A 14,521-nucleotide genomic window follows, 5' to 3' on the forward strand; every position below is an offset into this window, starting at 1 on the left:
TTTGTGGGGCCTCCACCCGTGGGTGGAGGCCCCACAATCAACCCGTGGGTGGTCGCGCCCCACGCCGCCTCGGAGCAGCCTTGAGCCATGGGCTCGCTTCACTCCGCACTGGTCGCTCTCATCGCCGTCTGCGTTCTGATCTTCGTCGCCGCCTGGATCGCGGGCGCCGTCTACTTCGGCGTGAAGAGCCAGGCCGGTCCGGGCGAATGGATGCGGGGAGTGCGCCGCACCCTGCCCCGCCGGCTCCTGCTGATCGCGGGCGCCTATGCCTTTTCCGTCCTGGTCCGGCAGTTTCCCCAGTTCTGGCACCGCCTCCAGTACTGGCAGCCCGTGCTCGCGCTGCTGGGCGCCCTCCTGGCCGTCGCCTCCACGGCGTTGCTGCTGTGGGCGCGCTGGGTGCTGGGCACGATGTGGGCCAGCGTCCCGATGGTCCGGGAGCACCACGAACTGCGCACCGACGGCCCCTACCGGCTGGTCCGCCACCCCATATACACCGGCCTGCTGGGCCTGATCATCGGTGGCATGCTGGCCTGCGGCTTCGGCGTCTGGACAGCCTTCCTGGTCGTCGCCGTCCCCTGGCTCCTGCGCCGGGTCCGGGTCGAGGACGACCTGATGGCCCATCAGTTCGGTGCCGCCTATGACGCCTACCGCGCCCGCGTCCCCGCGCTGATTCCGTGGCCCCGTCGCACCCGCGGAAGCGGCGCTGGCTAGGGTTGCTGCCATGACGCAGAACGCGGTGCCGCAAGGCTGGTACCAGGACCCTTACGGCACGCCGGTTTTGCGCTGGTGGGACGGATACCGCTGGACCGAGCACACCCAGCCGCACCCACCTCAGGCGACCCCTGCGCCCGCACCCGCCCCGGTGCAGGCGGCGGTACCGCAGCAGGCTTACCCGCAGGCGGCGGTGCCACAGCAGCCCTACCCGCAGGCGGCGGCCCAACAGCCGTACCCGCAGGGCCAGCAGCACCAGCCGGCCCAGCCCCATCCGGTCCAGGCCCAGGTCCAGCAGCCGTATCAGCCTCAACAGGCTTACCCGCAGGTCCCACAACAGCCGCAGGCCCAGCCCCAGCAGCCCCACCCGCAGGCGGCCGGTGTCGGGGGCGCCGAGGCGCTGCTTTCGGCGGAGGTTCTCAAGGTCGACCAGGATTTCAAATGGGTCGACATCACCACCAGTTACTCGGTCCGCGACCGCAACGGCAACGAAGTCGGCTCGGTTGCCGAGACCGGCCAGAACGCCGCCCGCAAGGCGCTGCGCTTCGTCAGCACCATGGACCGCTACCTCTCCCGGCGCTTCGAGATCCGGGATGCCGCCGGCGTCCCCTTCCTCGTGCTGAGCCGGGGCGTCAAGGTCGTCAAATCCCGGGTGACCGTCGAACGCCCCGACGGCACACCGGTCGGCGAGATCAACCAGGACTCGGTGGTCGGCTATGTCAGCTTCGACCTGGTCGCCAACGGCTACACCGTCGGGCAGATCAAGGCGGAGGGCTGGTACGCCTTCACCTTCACCATCACCGACCACACCGGCGCCGAGGTGGCCCGGATCGGCCGGACGCTGGTCGACGTCGTCCTGGATATCGTCGGCGGCTCCGACTACTACTACCTCCAGGTCTTCCGCCCGATGGCAGAACCCCTGCGCACCCTGGTCATGGCGGCCGCGCTCACCGTGAACACCATGCTCCGGCCGGACAAGGACGGAAACGCGTAGCGGCGGAGTGCCGGCCGGCCGGAGGGCGCCGGCTTCAGGACGCTCCCGACCGCGCCACCCGGAACCCCAAGTCGTCGATCCGCAGCGTCGGATGGCTCTTGCGGCGGCAGGAGGCACGGCAGGAGCGGGGCGGGTCGTAGGCACCGCCGCCGCGGAAGATGCGGTACGGGCCGTAGACGGCGGGGTCGTAGAGGTCCCAGCACCACTCCCATACGTTGCCGATCATGTCGTGCAGGCCCCAGGCATTGGGGCTCCGGGTGGCGACGTCGTGGAGCACGTAGCCGGAGTTGCCGCGGTACCAGGCGATGTCATCCAGCTCGCCGTGGCGGACGCCGGAGGTGCCCGCGCGGCAGGCGTACTCCCATTCCGCCTCGGTGGGGAGGCGGTAGCCGTCGGCCGCCCCGTCGCAGAGCACGGCCAGGGCGTCCGGGTCGGCGGGGTCGGTGAGGTCAGCGGGGAGGGAGTAGCAGGGGGTGAGCCCCGTTGCCTCGGAGAGCCGGTTGCAGAAGTGCAAGGCGTCCTTCCAGGACACCTCGGTCACGGGTGTGTGCGGGCCCGCTGTGCTCTCGGGAGCCTCGCCCAGGACGGTGCGGTACAGCTCGCGGGTCACCGGGTGCGGCGCCAGGCGGAAGGCCCCGACCTCGGCCGTCCAGCTGGTTCTCGTGCCCTCGTCGCGCAGGACGATCCGTCCGGCGGGGATGTCGAGCAGGGGCGGGACGGGGTCGGTGAGCGCCTGAGGGCTCGTCGCCTGGCGGCTGCGCGTGGTCACCGGTCCTTTGTATGCGAACGGCCGTACGGGCGGGGCGCATTGCCGGCCCGCGGGCGGCACTGTTCATGAGACCGACACAGTCGACACAGACGACACGTCAGCGCCCCCGGTCAGCGCCCGTCCCCCATCCTGGGGAGCGCGCTCAGGAGGGCCGCGACCAGGTCCTTGTCCCGGTCCTGGGTGAGATAGCGGCGGGCGGTGTCGGGGGCGGCCCACAGCAGGCGGTCGACCTCCCGGTTCGGGGTGAAGGCGCCGCCGGTTGCCTCCGCGGCCCAGTAGCGGACCTCCTTGGGGCGGTCGCCGACCAGGTAGCGGACGGTGGGGAGTTCGGGGCCGACGGTGCAGGTCATACCGGTTTCCTCGGCGACCTCGCGGACGGCGCCGGAGAGGGCGTCCTCGGCGCGCTTCAGTTTGCCCTTGGGGTGCGACCAGTCGTCGTACTTGGGCCGGTGGACGAGGGCGATCTCCAGGCCGTCGCCGCCGGAGGCGGAGGGGACGGAGGAGGCGGCGGAACGGCGCCACAGCACGCACCCGGCGGCCCGGATCGGCGCACCGGCAGCCCCGCGTGCCGCCCCGTTCGGCGCGTCGCCAGACCCGCGCGCCGCCCCGTTAGGCATGGCGTCAGGCATCGGCCTCGCCCCCCTTGAAGCGGGCCAGCCAGGCGCGGCCGAAGGCGAAGCGGGCCGCTTCGACCTCGTGGCGCTGGTCGGCGTGCAGGACGCCGAGGGCGTAGGCGGTGGCGGGGGCGATGCGGGGGGTGCGGGCGGCCGCGGCGGCCGCGGTGGCGGCCTCGGCGGCGTCGCGGTGCTGTTCCAGGGCCCGGCCGGCGGTGGTCAGACGCGGGTCGGGGGCGCCCGGGGCGGTCACTTCCCGGGCGTAGCGGCTGAGCCGTACCAGCATCCGTACCTGGTGCCAGGGCGCGTCCTGGCGGTGGTCGGCGGCCAGGGCGTCGGCGTTGTACGGGTGGCCGGCGCGGGCCAGCGGGAGGGCGGCGGCGGCCTCGGCGAGGCGGCGGTGGGCCTCGTCGGCGAGCCGGGGCAGCGCCTCGGAGGCCGGTACGTCGGCGGCCGCGAGGGTCGGCGGGGCCTCGGAGGCGAGCACCGCGACGGAGTCGGCGACGGCGTGGAAGCGGGAGGAGCCCAGCGCCTGGAGCGCGGCCGAGTGGGCGCGGGTGCGGGCGAGGGTGAGCTGCCGGTCGAGCAGCGCACCGGCCCGCGCGGCCCCGGCCGACAGGGCGGTGTCGGGGTCGGTCTCGCCCGCGGGCGGGGCCGACAGGCGTTGCAGGGCCGTCAGGAGGCGGCCGCGGCGGGCGGCGCAGGCGTGTTCGCGGGCCAGGGCGCCCGCCAGCCAGCCCAGTTCGGACAGGAGGTGGCCGGCCCAGGTCTCGTCGGTGAGCGGGCCGAAGGTGTGCAAGGTGGCGCTGATCCGGCGGGCGGCGGCGCGCAGCTGGTCGGCCGCCTCGCCCGCGCCCTGGGCGTCCGAGCCGCTCTCGCGGTGCAGCCGCAGGCTGCGCAGGAAGTCCGCGGACTGGCGGTGGAGGTAGGCGGCCAGCACCTCCGCGGCCGTACGGGCATCCAGCCCGGGCCCGGACCGCGCCCCCGTGTCCGTACCGGCGTCCCTCCCGGGCCCGGACCGCGCCCCCGTGTCCGTCGCCGTGCCCGGATCCCTCAGTGCCGTCGAGCCGCCCATGTCCCTGTCCCCCGTCTCCCCCCAGTCCCCCGGTTCCCCGAACTCGTACGGCCGGTAGCGCTCCCCCTCCGGCCCGTCCACCACCGCGGCACGGGCTCCGGGCACCCCGCCGGGCTCGTATCCGATGCCGAGGAGACCGGGCGGCCCCCCGGCCGGCTGGTCATGTCGCTGGGCCACGCCGGCGCCTCCGGGCGTCAATGAGCATTTCCTGTACGTTGCGCAGCGGCGCACCGTCCGCGTCCACCGCGCGTCGGGTCCAGTCGCCGTCCGGGCCCAGGTGCCAGGACGAGGTGGCGTCCGAATTCCCGGTCTCCAGAAGGTTGTTGAGGGCGGCGCGGTGCGCCGGGTCGGTCACCCGGACCAGCGCCTCGATGCGCCGGTCGAGGTTGCGGTGCATCATGTCCGCGCTGCCCAGCCAGACCTCCGGCTCGCCGCCGTTGCCGAAGACGAACACCCGGGAGTGCTCCAGGAAGCGCCCGAGGACGCTGCGGACGCGGACGTTCTCGCTCAGGCCGGGGACGCCCGGGCGCAGCGCGCAGATGCCGCGGACCCAGATGTCGACCGGCACACCCGCCTGGGAGGCGCGGTAGAGGGCGTCGATGACGGCCTCGTCCACCATGGAGTTGACCTTGATACGGACGTAGGCCGGGCGGCCGGCCTTCTGGTGGGCGATCTCCTTGGTGATGCGCTGTATCAGGCCGTCCCGCAGGGACTTGGGCGCCACCAGGAGGCGGCGGTAGGTCTCGCGGCGGGAGTAGCCCGACAGCCGGTTGAACAGGTCGGAGAGGTCGGCTCCGACCTGCGGGTCGGCGGTCAGCAGTCCCAGGTCCTCGTACAGCCGGGCGGTCTTGGGGTGGTAGTTGCCGGTCCCCACGTGGGAGTAGCGGCGCAGCATCTCGCCTTCCTGACGGACGACGAGCGAGAGCTTGCAGTGGGTCTTGAGGCCGACCAGGCCGTAGACGACATGACAGCCGGACTCCTCCAGCTTGCGCGCCCACTTGATGTTGGCCTGTTCGTCGAAACGGGCCTTGATCTCCACCAGGACGAGGACCTGTTTGCCGGATTCCGCGGCGTCTATCAGGGCGTCGACGATCGGGGAGTCCTCGCCGGAGGTGCGGTAGAGCGTCTGCTTGATGGCCAGGACGTTGGGGTCGGCGGCGGCCTGCTCCAGGAATGCCTGGACGGAGGTGGAGAAGGAGTCGTACGGGTGGTGGAGCAGGACGTCGCGGGCGCGCAGGGCCGCGAAGATGTCGGGGGCCGTCGCCGACTCCACCTCGGCGAGGTCGCGGTGGGTGCCGGCGACGAACTTGGGGTACTTCAGCTCGGGGCGGTCCAGGGCGCCGATGCCGAAGAGTCCGGTCAGGTCGAGCGGGCCGGGCAGCGGATAGACCTCGGCGTCGGAGACCTTCAGCTCCTGGACGAGCAGATCGAGCACGGACGGATCGATGGACTCCTCGACCTCCAGGCGCACCCCCGGCCCGAAGCGCCGCCGCATCAGCTCCTTCTCCAGCGCCTGGAGGAGGTTCTCCGCGTCGTCCTCCTCGACCTCCAGGTCTTCGTTGCGGGTGACCCGGAACATGTGGTGCGCGCGCACCTCCATGCCGGGGAACAGCTCCTCCAGGTGGGCGGCGATGACGTCCTCGATGGGGACGTAGCGCTGCGGGCCGGCCTCCAGGAGGCGGGAGAGCAGCGGCGGCACCTTGACCCGCGCGAAGTGGTCGTGGCCGCTGACCGGGTTGCGTACGACGACGGCGAGGTTCAGGGACAGGCCGGAGATGTACGGGAACGGATGCGCCGGGTCCACCGCCAGCGGCGTCAGCACCGGGAAGATCTGCTGCCGGAAGAGCGTGAACAGGCGGGCCTGCTCCTTTTCCGTCAGGTCGGGCCAGCGGATGAGGTGAATGCCCTGGTCGGCGAGCTCGGGGACGATGTCCTGCTGGAAGCAGGCGGCATGCCGTGCCATGAGCTCGCGCGAGCGCGTCCAGATCAGTTCCAGCACCTCGCGGGGCTGGAGGCCGGAGGCGGACCGGGTGGCGACGCCTGTGGCTATGCGGCGCTTGAGGCCGGCCACCCGGACCATGAAGAACTCGTCCAGGTTGCTGGCGAAGATCGCCAGGAAGTTCGCCCGTTCGAGCAGCGGGGTCGCCGGGTCCTCGGCCAGCTCCAGGACCCGCTCGTTGAACGCCAGCCAGCTGCGCTCACGGTCCAGGAAACGGCCGGTGGGCAGCTCCTGGCCGTCGGCGCCCGGCACGCCCGTCTCGACGTACCCGTCGAGATCGGCGTCCATCTCGGGCTCCAGTTCGGGCAGCGTGCCACGGACCGCGTTGGGGCGGTGCGCGGCGATGGAGCCCACCGACGGCTGGGCCGAGGGCCCGGCGGCCTCGGACGGCGACGGCTTCGGGGACTGCGTCTCGGGCCGACCCTGGGCCTGAGGGCGCGGGTGCTGGTTCATGCCTTCATTCTTCCGCGCTCCGGGGACTCCAGGCGCGCCGGAACCCGGCTCGTCGCTGCCGGGAGGCGGCGCGACGCGGAGCCGCGGGGTCGGGGCGTTCGGCACAGCGGGCTGCATTCAGCGATGCTCGCAAGCGATATTGAATCGCCGGTAACGCGGATATGGCGGACAGGCAAGCGGGGGGCTACTCCCGGGGGTTGGAGCGCGGGCAGGGGGCGACCCTGGGGCCGTCGCGGGGTCCGTCGCGGGGTCCGTCGGGCGCCATCATAAGGCCCACATAAAGCAGCCCGCCATGCATGAGAAATCCCTCATCTTTAATTAAGCGAGACCTCACGGAAAACGGCATCGCCGGCTCGGCTTCCTACCGTAACGTTTCTTTCGTCGCCACCGACCGAAAAGTGACGGCGACAAGAAATGCATTGCCATTGCACCATCAACGCACCGACAATGCACCGCCAATGCACTGACAATGCATAGCTGATTCACAGAGAACCCATCGAGCATCGGAGAAATCCATGACCTTCCGAAAGATCATCCCCGCCATTCCGGCGCACCGCTGCGAGCCTGCCCATCGCGGCGTTCCCGCCCACCGCGGCGGCACGGTCACCACGCGTCCGGCGCCGGCCGGTGGCAGCGTCGTCATCGTGCGCCCGGCCCGCCGGGTGATCGGCGGCTGACGCCCGCACTTCCGGAGCCGGGCCCCGGTGTGGGGCCGGGGCCCGGCGTGGGGCCGGGGCCCGCCTCCGGGCTTCCCGTGCGGAGGGACGTACGGCGGGGCGCACGGAGGGGCGCACTGAGGGGCGCACGGACGGACATCCACGGAAGAGGGGCGGCGGCGGATGCCTCCGTACGACGATCGGCCGACGGTACGACTGCGAGCCTTCGAGCCCGTAGCGAAATTCACCGAAATCCCGGCACCGGAATTCACCGGCCGCAAGGAAAAGGAAACCCCGACCGACGAGGAATCCTGGAGCGCGACGGCATCCGCATCCGCATCCACCCGGCACGCTTTCCGAAGTTTCTGGCCGCTGACCAAGGGCGACCGGCACCGGCTGGCGCTGATATGCATCTGTGTGGTGATTGCCGCCCTCGCCGAGACCGGCGGCATTCTCCTCTTCGGTGAATTGACCGACCACGCCCTCCAGAAAGGGTCGCTCAACGCTTTCTGGCTGCCGGCCGCGCAGTGGCTGGGGGCGGCGGTCTTCGCGGCGCTCGTCGGCTACCTGGGAAACTCCACCGCCGTATGGGTGGCGGAGCGGTTCGTCATGCGACTACGGGCCCGCGTCTTCGGACATGTCCAGGACCTGCCGCCGCATTTCTTCCAGCGCCACCGGCAGGGCGATCTGGTCGAACGCCTCACGGGGGATGTGGAGGCCATCGAGCAGCTGGTCGTCTCCGGCCTGGTCAGAACGGTGTCCGCGCTGTTCAGCACGGTCTTCTTCTTCGCCGCCGCGCTCGTCCTGCGCTGGGACCTGGCGCTGGCGACCTTCGTCCTGGCGCCGCTGTTCTGGCTGGCCGCCCGGCAGTTCGCCACCCGGATCAAGGCCGCGGCGCGCCAGGAACGGATCGCCGACGGGGCGATCACCTCCGTCGTCGAGGAGTCGCTGGGCAACATCGTGCTGACCCAGGCGTACAACCGGCGGCGGGACGAGGAGCGGCGGCTGCGCACCGAGGCGCGCGCCTGGATGCGGGCGTCGGTGCGCGGGGCGCGGCTGGGCGAGGTGTACGCGCAGCTGGGCGAGGTGTACGCGCAGCTGGTCGAGGTGATCGAGACGGTGTGTGTGCTGGCCGTCATCGGGCTCGGCGCCTGGGAGATCTCCCGGGGCCGGATGACCCTCGGACAGCTGCTCTCCTTCGCCGCCTTCCTCGGCTCTCTCTATCCGCCGGTGCGGGCGCTGGGCCAGCTCGGACTGACCGTCACCGCGGCCACCGCGGGCGCCGAACGACTGCTGGAGATCCTCGCCGCCCGGCCCGCGGTCACCGACCCTCCGTCGGCTCGCGTGCCCGAACGGGTGCGCGGGGTCGTGGACTTCGCGCATGTGTGGTTCCGCTATCCGGAGGCAGCGGACGCCGGCCCGGAACCGGGCCCGGCTTCATGCGCCCCCGCCCCGTACGCCCTGCGCGACCTCTCCTTCACCGCCCGCCCCGGAGAGCTGGTGCTCATCACCGGCCCCAGCGGAGCCGGCAAGTCGACGGTCGCCAGGCTCCTGCCCCGCTTCTACGACCCGACCGCCGGTCACATCCGCCTCGACGGAACCCGCCTCGACGCCCTCCCCCTGGAATTCCTGCGCGAGCGCGTCACCCTCCTGCCACAGCAGACCCTGGTCCTGCACGGCAGCATCCGGGAGAACATCGCCTGCGGACGGCCGGGCGCCACCGACGCCGAGATCGTACGGGCGGCCCGGGACGCCGCCGCCCACGACTTCATCGAAGCCCTCCCCGACGGCTACGACACCCACATCTCCCCCGGCACCGCCCAGTTGTCCGGCGGCCAGCTCCAGCGCATCGCCATCGCCCGCGCCCTGCTGCGCGACGCCCCGGTCCTCGTCCTGGACGAGCCGACCGCCGGTCTCGACGCACTCTCCGCCCGCCGGGTGATCACCCCGCTGCGCCGCCTGATGGCGGGCCGTACCACCCTCCTGATCACCCACGACCTCCAACTGGCCCCGGACGCCGACCACATCCTCGTCCTCGACCAGGGGCGCCTGACGGAATCCGGCCGCCACGACGAACTCCTCGCCCACGCCGGCACCTACGCCCGCCTGTACGGCCACGACGCGCCCTCTCCGGCGGCCCGATCCTCGGCGAGCTGCCGCCCTACGCTGCCTCGGCTGCCCGCAGTACTTGGGGAATCGCCTCCGAACAGGTGTCCCCGCATCACAGAATGGAAATGCGCAGCCATCGAATCCCGAGCAGACGAGGAAGAAGCGGTTGTTGGACGAGAAGGTGTTCCGGAGTGAGGACGTGCCGCCGGCGGACCGCTTCGACTACTGGGTCGAGCTGTTGGGCCGTACGCATGCGCCGATGGACTTGCGGAGCGACTGCGCCGACGACTTCCGGGCTTCCCAGCGTGTGCTGGACCTCGGTGCCGTCACCGTGTGGCCTGCCACTTTCCAGCCGCTCACGTTTCGGCGCACACCGAAGCTGATCCGACGGTCCGATCCCGAGACCTACCATCTCTCACTCATCGTGCGCGGGAGCGGGGCAGGCGTGTGGGGGCACCGGGAAACCGAGTACAAGCCGTACGACCTGCACATCAACTCTTCCTCACTGGCGTACGACGTCCACAGCTCCGGGAACTCGGTCACGATGGTGGGGCTGGAGGTTCCCAGGGCGCTGCTGCCGCTGCCTCGCGACGCGGCCGACCAGGTGGTCGGGGCTCCGGTGTCGGCCCGGGAAGGGGTGGGTGCCCTGCTGGCGCGGTTCCTCACTCACCTGACCGCGGACACGGCCCCGTACCTGCCCTCCGACGGGCCCCGGCTGGGCACGGTCCTGACCGATCTGGTCGCCGGGCTCTTCGCCCACATACTCGAAGCCGGCGATTCCCTCCCACCGGAGACCCACCAGCGCACCCTCACCCTGCGCATCAAGGCGTTCATCCGGGAGCGCTTACCCGACCCGCACCTCACCCCGGCCACGATCGCCGCCGCGCACCACATCTCCACCAGCTATCTGCACCGCCTCTTCCGCGACGAAGACACCACGGTCGCCGCACGGATCCGGCGCCTGCGCCTGGAGGCCGCCCGCCGCGACCTCACGGACCCGGCCCTTCAGGCCACCCCGGTCCACACCATCGCCGCCCGCTGGGGCTTCCCCCGCGCCACCGACTTCAGCCGCGCCTACCGCACTGCCTACGGCGCCACACCCACCGACCACCGGCACCAGGCCCTCCACGGCCACGAGTGAACTCATTGCCAACACAGGTGTGCACTCAGCGCTCACGACACCACCGCCACACCCCGGCATCCTGGAGGAACGTTCGCCGATGCGTAACGGGAGAGCGCATCGGCGGACGGTGGATTGTCGCCTCACGTGGGGAGAACCGGCGTAAATGAAGGGCAACTTGCGGACGGCCCTGCTGTCAGGACTCGCCGCCACCGTGGTGCTCGGCCTCACCGGATCCGCGACAGCGGCCCCGCAGCCCCAGGACCGGCCCGGCAGGGTGCTGTGGCACCTCGGGAACGCCGCCGTGCACATCGAGGACATGCGCGGAGACGGCCACGCCCTCGAAGCATGGGCATACGGCGGTCACGCCTCCACCGCGCCGACCGCCGAGCGGATCGACCTGTCCTAACTCAACTGCGCCCGTCAACTCCCCTGCCTACGCTGGGCCGCATGCTCCCACCCGACGCCTCCGCCACGCTCGCCCTGCCGCTCCCGTACACCCCCGCCTACCCGATACGCACCGAGCGCCTGGAGCTGCGCCCGGTCCGCGCCGACGACGACTTCGCGGCGATATACGCCTACCGAAGCCTCCCCGAGGTCTGCCGCTATCTCTACACGGGCCCCTACGAGGAGGACGAGCTACGCGCCGACCTCGCCATCAAGGCGACCCGCACCACCCTGCGCGAGAGCGGCGACTTCCTGAGCCTGGCCGTCGCCATCCGGGAGACCGGCCCGCTGGCCGGGCAGGTGATCGGCGACGTCACCTTCGCCCTGCCCCGCGCCGAGCACCGCCAGGGCGGCATCGGCTATGTCTTCCACCCCGACCACGGCGGCCACGGCTACGCCACCGAGGCGAGCCGCGCCCTGCTGAAACTGGGCTTCGAGGACCTGCAACTCCACCGCATCCAAGCCGAGTTGGACGGCCGCAACACCGCCTCGGCCCGCCTGCTGGAGCGCCTGGGGATGCGCCGCGAGGGCCGTCTACGAGAGAACGAGTTCCTGGACGGGGAGTGGGCCGACGAGGTCATCTACGCGATGCTGGCGCGGGAGTGGCGGCGGGGTGCGGTTGCGGAGTGACCATGGTGGTAAGACGAGCCGTCGGTGACTTTGTTGTGTCGTGGGGTGCTGAATACTCACCGGAGGTTGAGAACCATCACATCATGGAGATCCGCGTCCTCCCAGGGATGAGCCTCACCCACCTTGCGGTATCCCCACGACCGGTAAGCAGCTTGAGCTGCCTCCGCGTCAGGTAGCGCGTTAAGCAGCACGCGTTCTTCGTTGCCTCCTGTTAGTAGCGCCTCGTGCAGCCGCCGACCGACCCCGAGTCGGCGCCAAGGCGCCCGTACTGCGAATTCCATAAGCCCGAAAGTGCGTTGCCCGTCTTCTCGGCTGATGTCGGCCGGGACAGGGGCGATCAGGCGATCCCACCAACCGGTCCTGGGACTGAGCGGATATCCGTATGCGATACCCACTGGTTCACCGCCGCCCGTACGTGCCATCGCGCCGCGGAACGTGGCTTTGCGAACCTGAGAGCGGAAGCGACGGAAGGTCGCCTCTACCGACTCCGGGGTCTCCTCATACGGTTCCTCCGCGAACACTTCGGCGTAGACGAGCCTGAATGCGGGCTCCGACTGTGCAGCAGACGGGCCGTCCAAGCACTCAATGGCGATCTTCTCTGGGCTGGTCATGAGCGACCTCCTCTCATAGTTTCTTGGATCCTCTCCGAAGTGTCGCGCGCCGCGGTGGTTTCAATGGAGCTGATGGTCTTGTGAAAATTCCTGATGCGGTCGGCGAGACGATGGGAGGCGATCTCTCCATACGATTCGATTACTCCCGCCATCTCAGCACCCGCCTCCTCCACCTCCCCCGAGTCGAGAAGGGTGCTGGCCAGCTTGGACCTGTACCACGCCGTGTTGCGGGCATAGCCGCCCCCGAGCCCATCCACAGCAGCACGCAAAAATGGCACTGCACGCTGAGGATTCCCTGCCCTCAGGTACATTTCCGCCGTGGCGTAGTCGATTTCCACCGTTCCGGCGAACCGTGCCCAATGGGGAACCTCGTCGCTCGCTTCGTCGCGGCTCTGATAAGAAAGTGCGCGGCTGAGCGCGCGACGGACTGCGGTCGTATCGCCAACATGCATGGATACATTGGCTTCGCGAAGTGCGATCACGAGATGAACGGCCGGTCCAGCTCCAACCCGGCTGGCCAGGCCATACGCCGTCTCGACTGCCGATGCGGCTTCCCACGCCCGATTCGCCTTGATATCGATCAGTACGAGCGTTTCCAGCGCTGAAATTTGCAGCAATTCGTCGCCGATGAGCTGGGCAGCCGTCAAAGCCTCCATCGAAGCCACGCGTGCCTTACCGATCGGTCCACTGTCGTAGCCGTACCAGGCTTGGTTGCTATGCAGCTCGGACAGCATCGCCTGAAGGTCCCGGCCGATCTTGGACGTATAGACGGAGTCTTTCAACGTCCGCATGAGGTGCTGTTCGAGTTGCTTCGCACGAGCCTTGGCAGGAATCCCACCGGAGCTATGGTCAACGGCGTACAGGTCGGCCAGGCGGGCGCGGAGCGCCGCCACATCGCTTGCACCGACACGCGGCCCGTGCCGGTCAGGGATAATAGCCGCTGCCGCGACTGCCCCTGTACCGGCGACGAACATTCGACGTTTCACCTCTGCATCGTCACCAATCCGCTGGACAGTTGCGCGTCTGTGCGTAGGGACGTCGAACCCCAGCTCAGTGAGTGGAAGGCCGAACATCCCTTCCAGCACACTCTGTTGACCAGGGTGCGGTAACGGTGGCGCTGATTCGCTTTCCCACCGCCGAAGTTGGCGCGTACTCACCGCAGCGTCGATGCCCAGGCGTACAGCCTCGCGGGCGAACGCGGAGACAAATGTCGCTTGCGTGTATCCGGCTTCCTTGCGCAACCGAGCGAGCGTGCTCACATCTCTACGCGCCATGCATTTCCCCTTGCGTGCACGGATCCTCTTCCCACCGTAGCGACTTGGCCCGTACCTCGGCGGTGAAAACGTCCGCCTAAACGTCCGGTCGCCGAGCGCCCACAGGTGTTGCGGAGGCGCTGAACTGGTTGGGGACCACGTCATCCCGGCACACGATCGACAGATCAATACGCAGTCGCCACGTAAGGACCCCCGCGACGGGTGAACGTCCGGGGGCGTGGCCATCAACTACACAGGAGTTGACGACATGACCCACGCTACAGCGAGGTTCTTAATCCTGCTGCTGCGGCTGATGTTTCCCGCGCGGGGCCGCCATCGATCGTCCGACGCACTGCCCGCTGCGCGGCGCGAGGCCGCACCAACGCCCGTACCTCCCCGCGTCCTCGTACGGCAGCCAGACATGCTGCATGGCGAGGACTCTTACCTGATCCGGTCGTACGTCCTCACCCCCGAGGAACGACGGGAACGACGGGCCCAGCGCGGGCGACGGCGGGACCTGTGGCTCGCCGTACACGGGTACGACACCGGGCCACGCTGGATTCACGGGGTGGAGGTGATGGGCTGATGCCGCGAACATGCCGCCCCGTTCACCTGGGGGAACCGGCATCGGAGCCCGTGCCGGTCGCCGGATGCGACGTGTGCAGGGCGTTGGCCGATCAGCGCGCGAGGGCGTACGCCTCCGGGGACAAGTCGAAGGCGTCCGACTGCAACGTCGAGATGATCCGCCACTCCCACCCAAAGGCGCGGTGAAAACGTGTCGCAGCAGGATCCGCTCGGGGCGCCTCACGCCGGTCACGCCGACCCTCGCGGCTGCCCCGGATGTGCACTGCTGAAAGAGCAACTGAGCACACTCTTCCAGGCAGAGAACAACCCTGCCTTGTGGGAGGTGCTCGGCACTGTGCCGACGCACGAGGAATACGGGCATCCCGACGATGCACGTCCGCCCCATGAGACGGACAAGCCCTGAGCAGGGACAGCACCTGTCCTTCGTGAGTCGACGTGACCAGCTCTCGCCCCGGTCCGTCCAAAGGGGCGCATCAGCCCCCTGCCAGGGCCAGG

At 70.1% G+C, this 14,521-nt stretch carries 14 protein-coding genes; 8 read left to right on the plus strand and 6 right to left on the minus strand.

All coding sequences use genetic code 11. The features are described 5' to 3' along the window. The first annotated feature begins 87 nt into the window (after window positions 1–87). Together SNA_RS36075 and SNA_RS36080 are read left to right on the plus strand one after the other, a co-directional pair. The gene (locus SNA_RS36075) at window positions 88–711 is read left to right on the plus strand and encodes a methyltransferase family protein (RefSeq protein WP_030063792.1); all 624 of its coding nucleotides are present in this window, start codon (window positions 88–90) and stop codon (window positions 709–711) included. Window positions 712–721: 10 nt separating this feature from the next. Further along, complete coding sequence (locus SNA_RS36080) at window positions 722–1,705, plus strand: phospholipid scramblase-related protein (RefSeq protein WP_044368590.1); 984 nt, start codon at window positions 722–724, stop codon at window positions 1,703–1,705. A 34-nt stretch (window positions 1,706–1,739) separates the two neighbouring features. Here the strand turns inward: SNA_RS36080 and SNA_RS36085 are convergent, their stop codons facing one another. The 4 genes from SNA_RS36085 to SNA_RS36100 form a co-directional block, all read right to left on the minus strand. Continuing rightward, window positions 1,740–2,474, minus strand: a complete 735-nt coding sequence (locus SNA_RS36085; RefSeq protein ID WP_044368591.1) for a formylglycine-generating enzyme family protein — start codon at window positions 2,472–2,474, stop codon at window positions 1,740–1,742. 110 nt (window positions 2,475–2,584) lie between these two features. After that, window positions 2,585–3,103 (minus strand): NUDIX hydrolase, encoded by a 519-nt coding sequence (locus SNA_RS36090; protein WP_241779980.1) that lies wholly within the window; start codon window positions 3,101–3,103, stop codon window positions 2,585–2,587. After that, the gene (locus SNA_RS36095; RefSeq protein WP_078970456.1) at window positions 3,096–4,163 is read right to left on the minus strand and encodes a CHAD domain-containing protein; all 1,068 of its coding nucleotides are present in this window, start codon (window positions 4,161–4,163) and stop codon (window positions 3,096–3,098) included. Before SNA_RS36095 ends, SNA_RS36090 begins: the two co-directional genes overlap by 8 nt. A 160-nt stretch (window positions 4,164–4,323) precedes the next feature. After that, entirely contained in the window at window positions 4,324–6,615 is a 2,292-nt protein-coding gene (locus SNA_RS36100; protein WP_030063785.1) for an RNA degradosome polyphosphate kinase, read from the minus strand. A gap of 515 nt (window positions 6,616–7,130) precedes the next feature. Here SNA_RS36100 and SNA_RS43010 point away from each other — a divergent pair. The 5 genes from SNA_RS43010 (at window position 7,131) to SNA_RS36120 (ending at window position 11,577) form a co-directional block, all read left to right on the plus strand. Beyond that, window positions 7,131–7,292 carry a hypothetical protein gene (locus tag SNA_RS43010; RefSeq protein ID WP_157880190.1) on the plus strand — a complete coding sequence of 54 codons (162 nt, stop codon included), beginning with the start codon at window positions 7,131–7,133 and terminating at the stop codon, window positions 7,290–7,292. Between the two features lie 162 nt (window positions 7,293–7,454). Continuing rightward, on the plus strand, window positions 7,455–9,575 hold the full coding sequence (locus tag SNA_RS36105; protein WP_078970442.1) for an ABC transporter ATP-binding protein: 2,121 nt from the start codon (window positions 7,455–7,457) through the stop codon (window positions 9,573–9,575). Continuing rightward, complete coding sequence (locus SNA_RS36110) at window positions 9,547–10,521, plus strand: AraC-like ligand-binding domain-containing protein (protein ID WP_030063783.1); 975 nt, start codon at window positions 9,547–9,549, stop codon at window positions 10,519–10,521. The genes SNA_RS36105 and SNA_RS36110 overlap by 29 nt, the downstream gene beginning before the upstream one ends. Before the next feature lie 145 nt (window positions 10,522–10,666). Beyond that, complete coding sequence (locus SNA_RS36115; protein WP_030063782.1) at window positions 10,667–10,909, plus strand: hypothetical protein; 243 nt, start codon at window positions 10,667–10,669, stop codon at window positions 10,907–10,909. A 41-nt stretch (window positions 10,910–10,950) separates the two neighbouring features. After that, the gene (locus SNA_RS36120; protein WP_044368596.1) at window positions 10,951–11,577 is read left to right on the plus strand and encodes a GNAT family N-acetyltransferase; all 627 of its coding nucleotides are present in this window, start codon (window positions 10,951–10,953) and stop codon (window positions 11,575–11,577) included. 56 nt (window positions 11,578–11,633) lie between these two features. On the opposite strand, the gene SNA_RS40895 is transcribed toward SNA_RS36120, so the two are convergent. Together SNA_RS40895 and SNA_RS36125 are read right to left on the minus strand one after the other, a co-directional pair. After that, the gene (locus SNA_RS40895; RefSeq protein WP_078970443.1) at window positions 11,634–12,188 is read right to left on the minus strand and encodes a GNAT family N-acetyltransferase; all 555 of its coding nucleotides are present in this window, start codon (window positions 12,186–12,188) and stop codon (window positions 11,634–11,636) included. Next, the gene (locus SNA_RS36125) at window positions 12,185–13,174 is read right to left on the minus strand and encodes an NsdA family TPR-like regulatory protein (protein ID WP_241779981.1); all 990 of its coding nucleotides are present in this window, start codon (window positions 13,172–13,174) and stop codon (window positions 12,185–12,187) included. The genes SNA_RS40895 and SNA_RS36125 overlap by 4 nt, the downstream gene beginning before the upstream one ends. Window positions 13,175–13,862: 688 nt before the next feature. On the opposite strand from SNA_RS36125, the gene SNA_RS43500 reads away from it, so the two are divergent. Next, on the plus strand, window positions 13,863–14,027 hold the full coding sequence (locus SNA_RS43500; RefSeq protein ID WP_198535184.1) for a hypothetical protein: 165 nt from the start codon (window positions 13,863–13,865) through the stop codon (window positions 14,025–14,027). Window positions 14,028–14,521: the final 494 nt, after the last annotated feature.

The organism is Streptomyces natalensis ATCC 27448, from assembly GCF_000935125.1.
GTDB classification, from domain to species: Bacteria; Actinomycetota; Actinomycetes; order Streptomycetales; family Streptomycetaceae; genus Streptomyces; species Streptomyces natalensis.

Bases quoted from the DNA above. Each gene is read 5' to 3' on its own strand.
- SNA_RS36075 (WP_030063792.1), top strand. From the start codon at position 88: ATGGGCTCGCTTCACTCCGCACTGGTCGCTCTCATCGCCGTCTGCGTT.
- SNA_RS36080 (WP_044368590.1), top strand. From the start codon at position 722: ATGACGCAGAACGCGGTGCCGCAAGGCTGGTACCAGGACCCTTACGGC.
- SNA_RS36090 (WP_241779980.1), bottom strand. From the start codon at position 3,103: ATGCCTGACGCCATGCCTAACGGGGCGGCGCGCGGGTCTGGCGACGCG.
- SNA_RS36095 (WP_078970456.1), bottom strand. From the start codon at position 4,163: ATGGGCGGCTCGACGGCACTGAGGGATCCGGGCACGGCGACGGACACG.
- SNA_RS36100 (WP_030063785.1), bottom strand. From the start codon at position 6,615: ATGAACCAGCACCCGCGCCCTCAGGCCCAGGGTCGGCCCGAGACGCAG.
- SNA_RS43010 (WP_157880190.1), top strand. From the start codon at position 7,131: ATGACCTTCCGAAAGATCATCCCCGCCATTCCGGCGCACCGCTGCGAG.
- SNA_RS36105 (WP_078970442.1), top strand. From the start codon at position 7,455: ATGCCTCCGTACGACGATCGGCCGACGGTACGACTGCGAGCCTTCGAG.
- SNA_RS36115 (WP_030063782.1), top strand. From the start codon at position 10,667: ATGAAGGGCAACTTGCGGACGGCCCTGCTGTCAGGACTCGCCGCCACC.
- SNA_RS36120 (WP_044368596.1), top strand. From the start codon at position 10,951: ATGCTCCCACCCGACGCCTCCGCCACGCTCGCCCTGCCGCTCCCGTAC.
- SNA_RS40895 (WP_078970443.1), bottom strand. From the start codon at position 12,188: ATGACCAGCCCAGAGAAGATCGCCATTGAGTGCTTGGACGGCCCGTCT.
- SNA_RS43500 (WP_198535184.1), top strand. From the start codon at position 13,863: ATGCTGCATGGCGAGGACTCTTACCTGATCCGGTCGTACGTCCTCACC.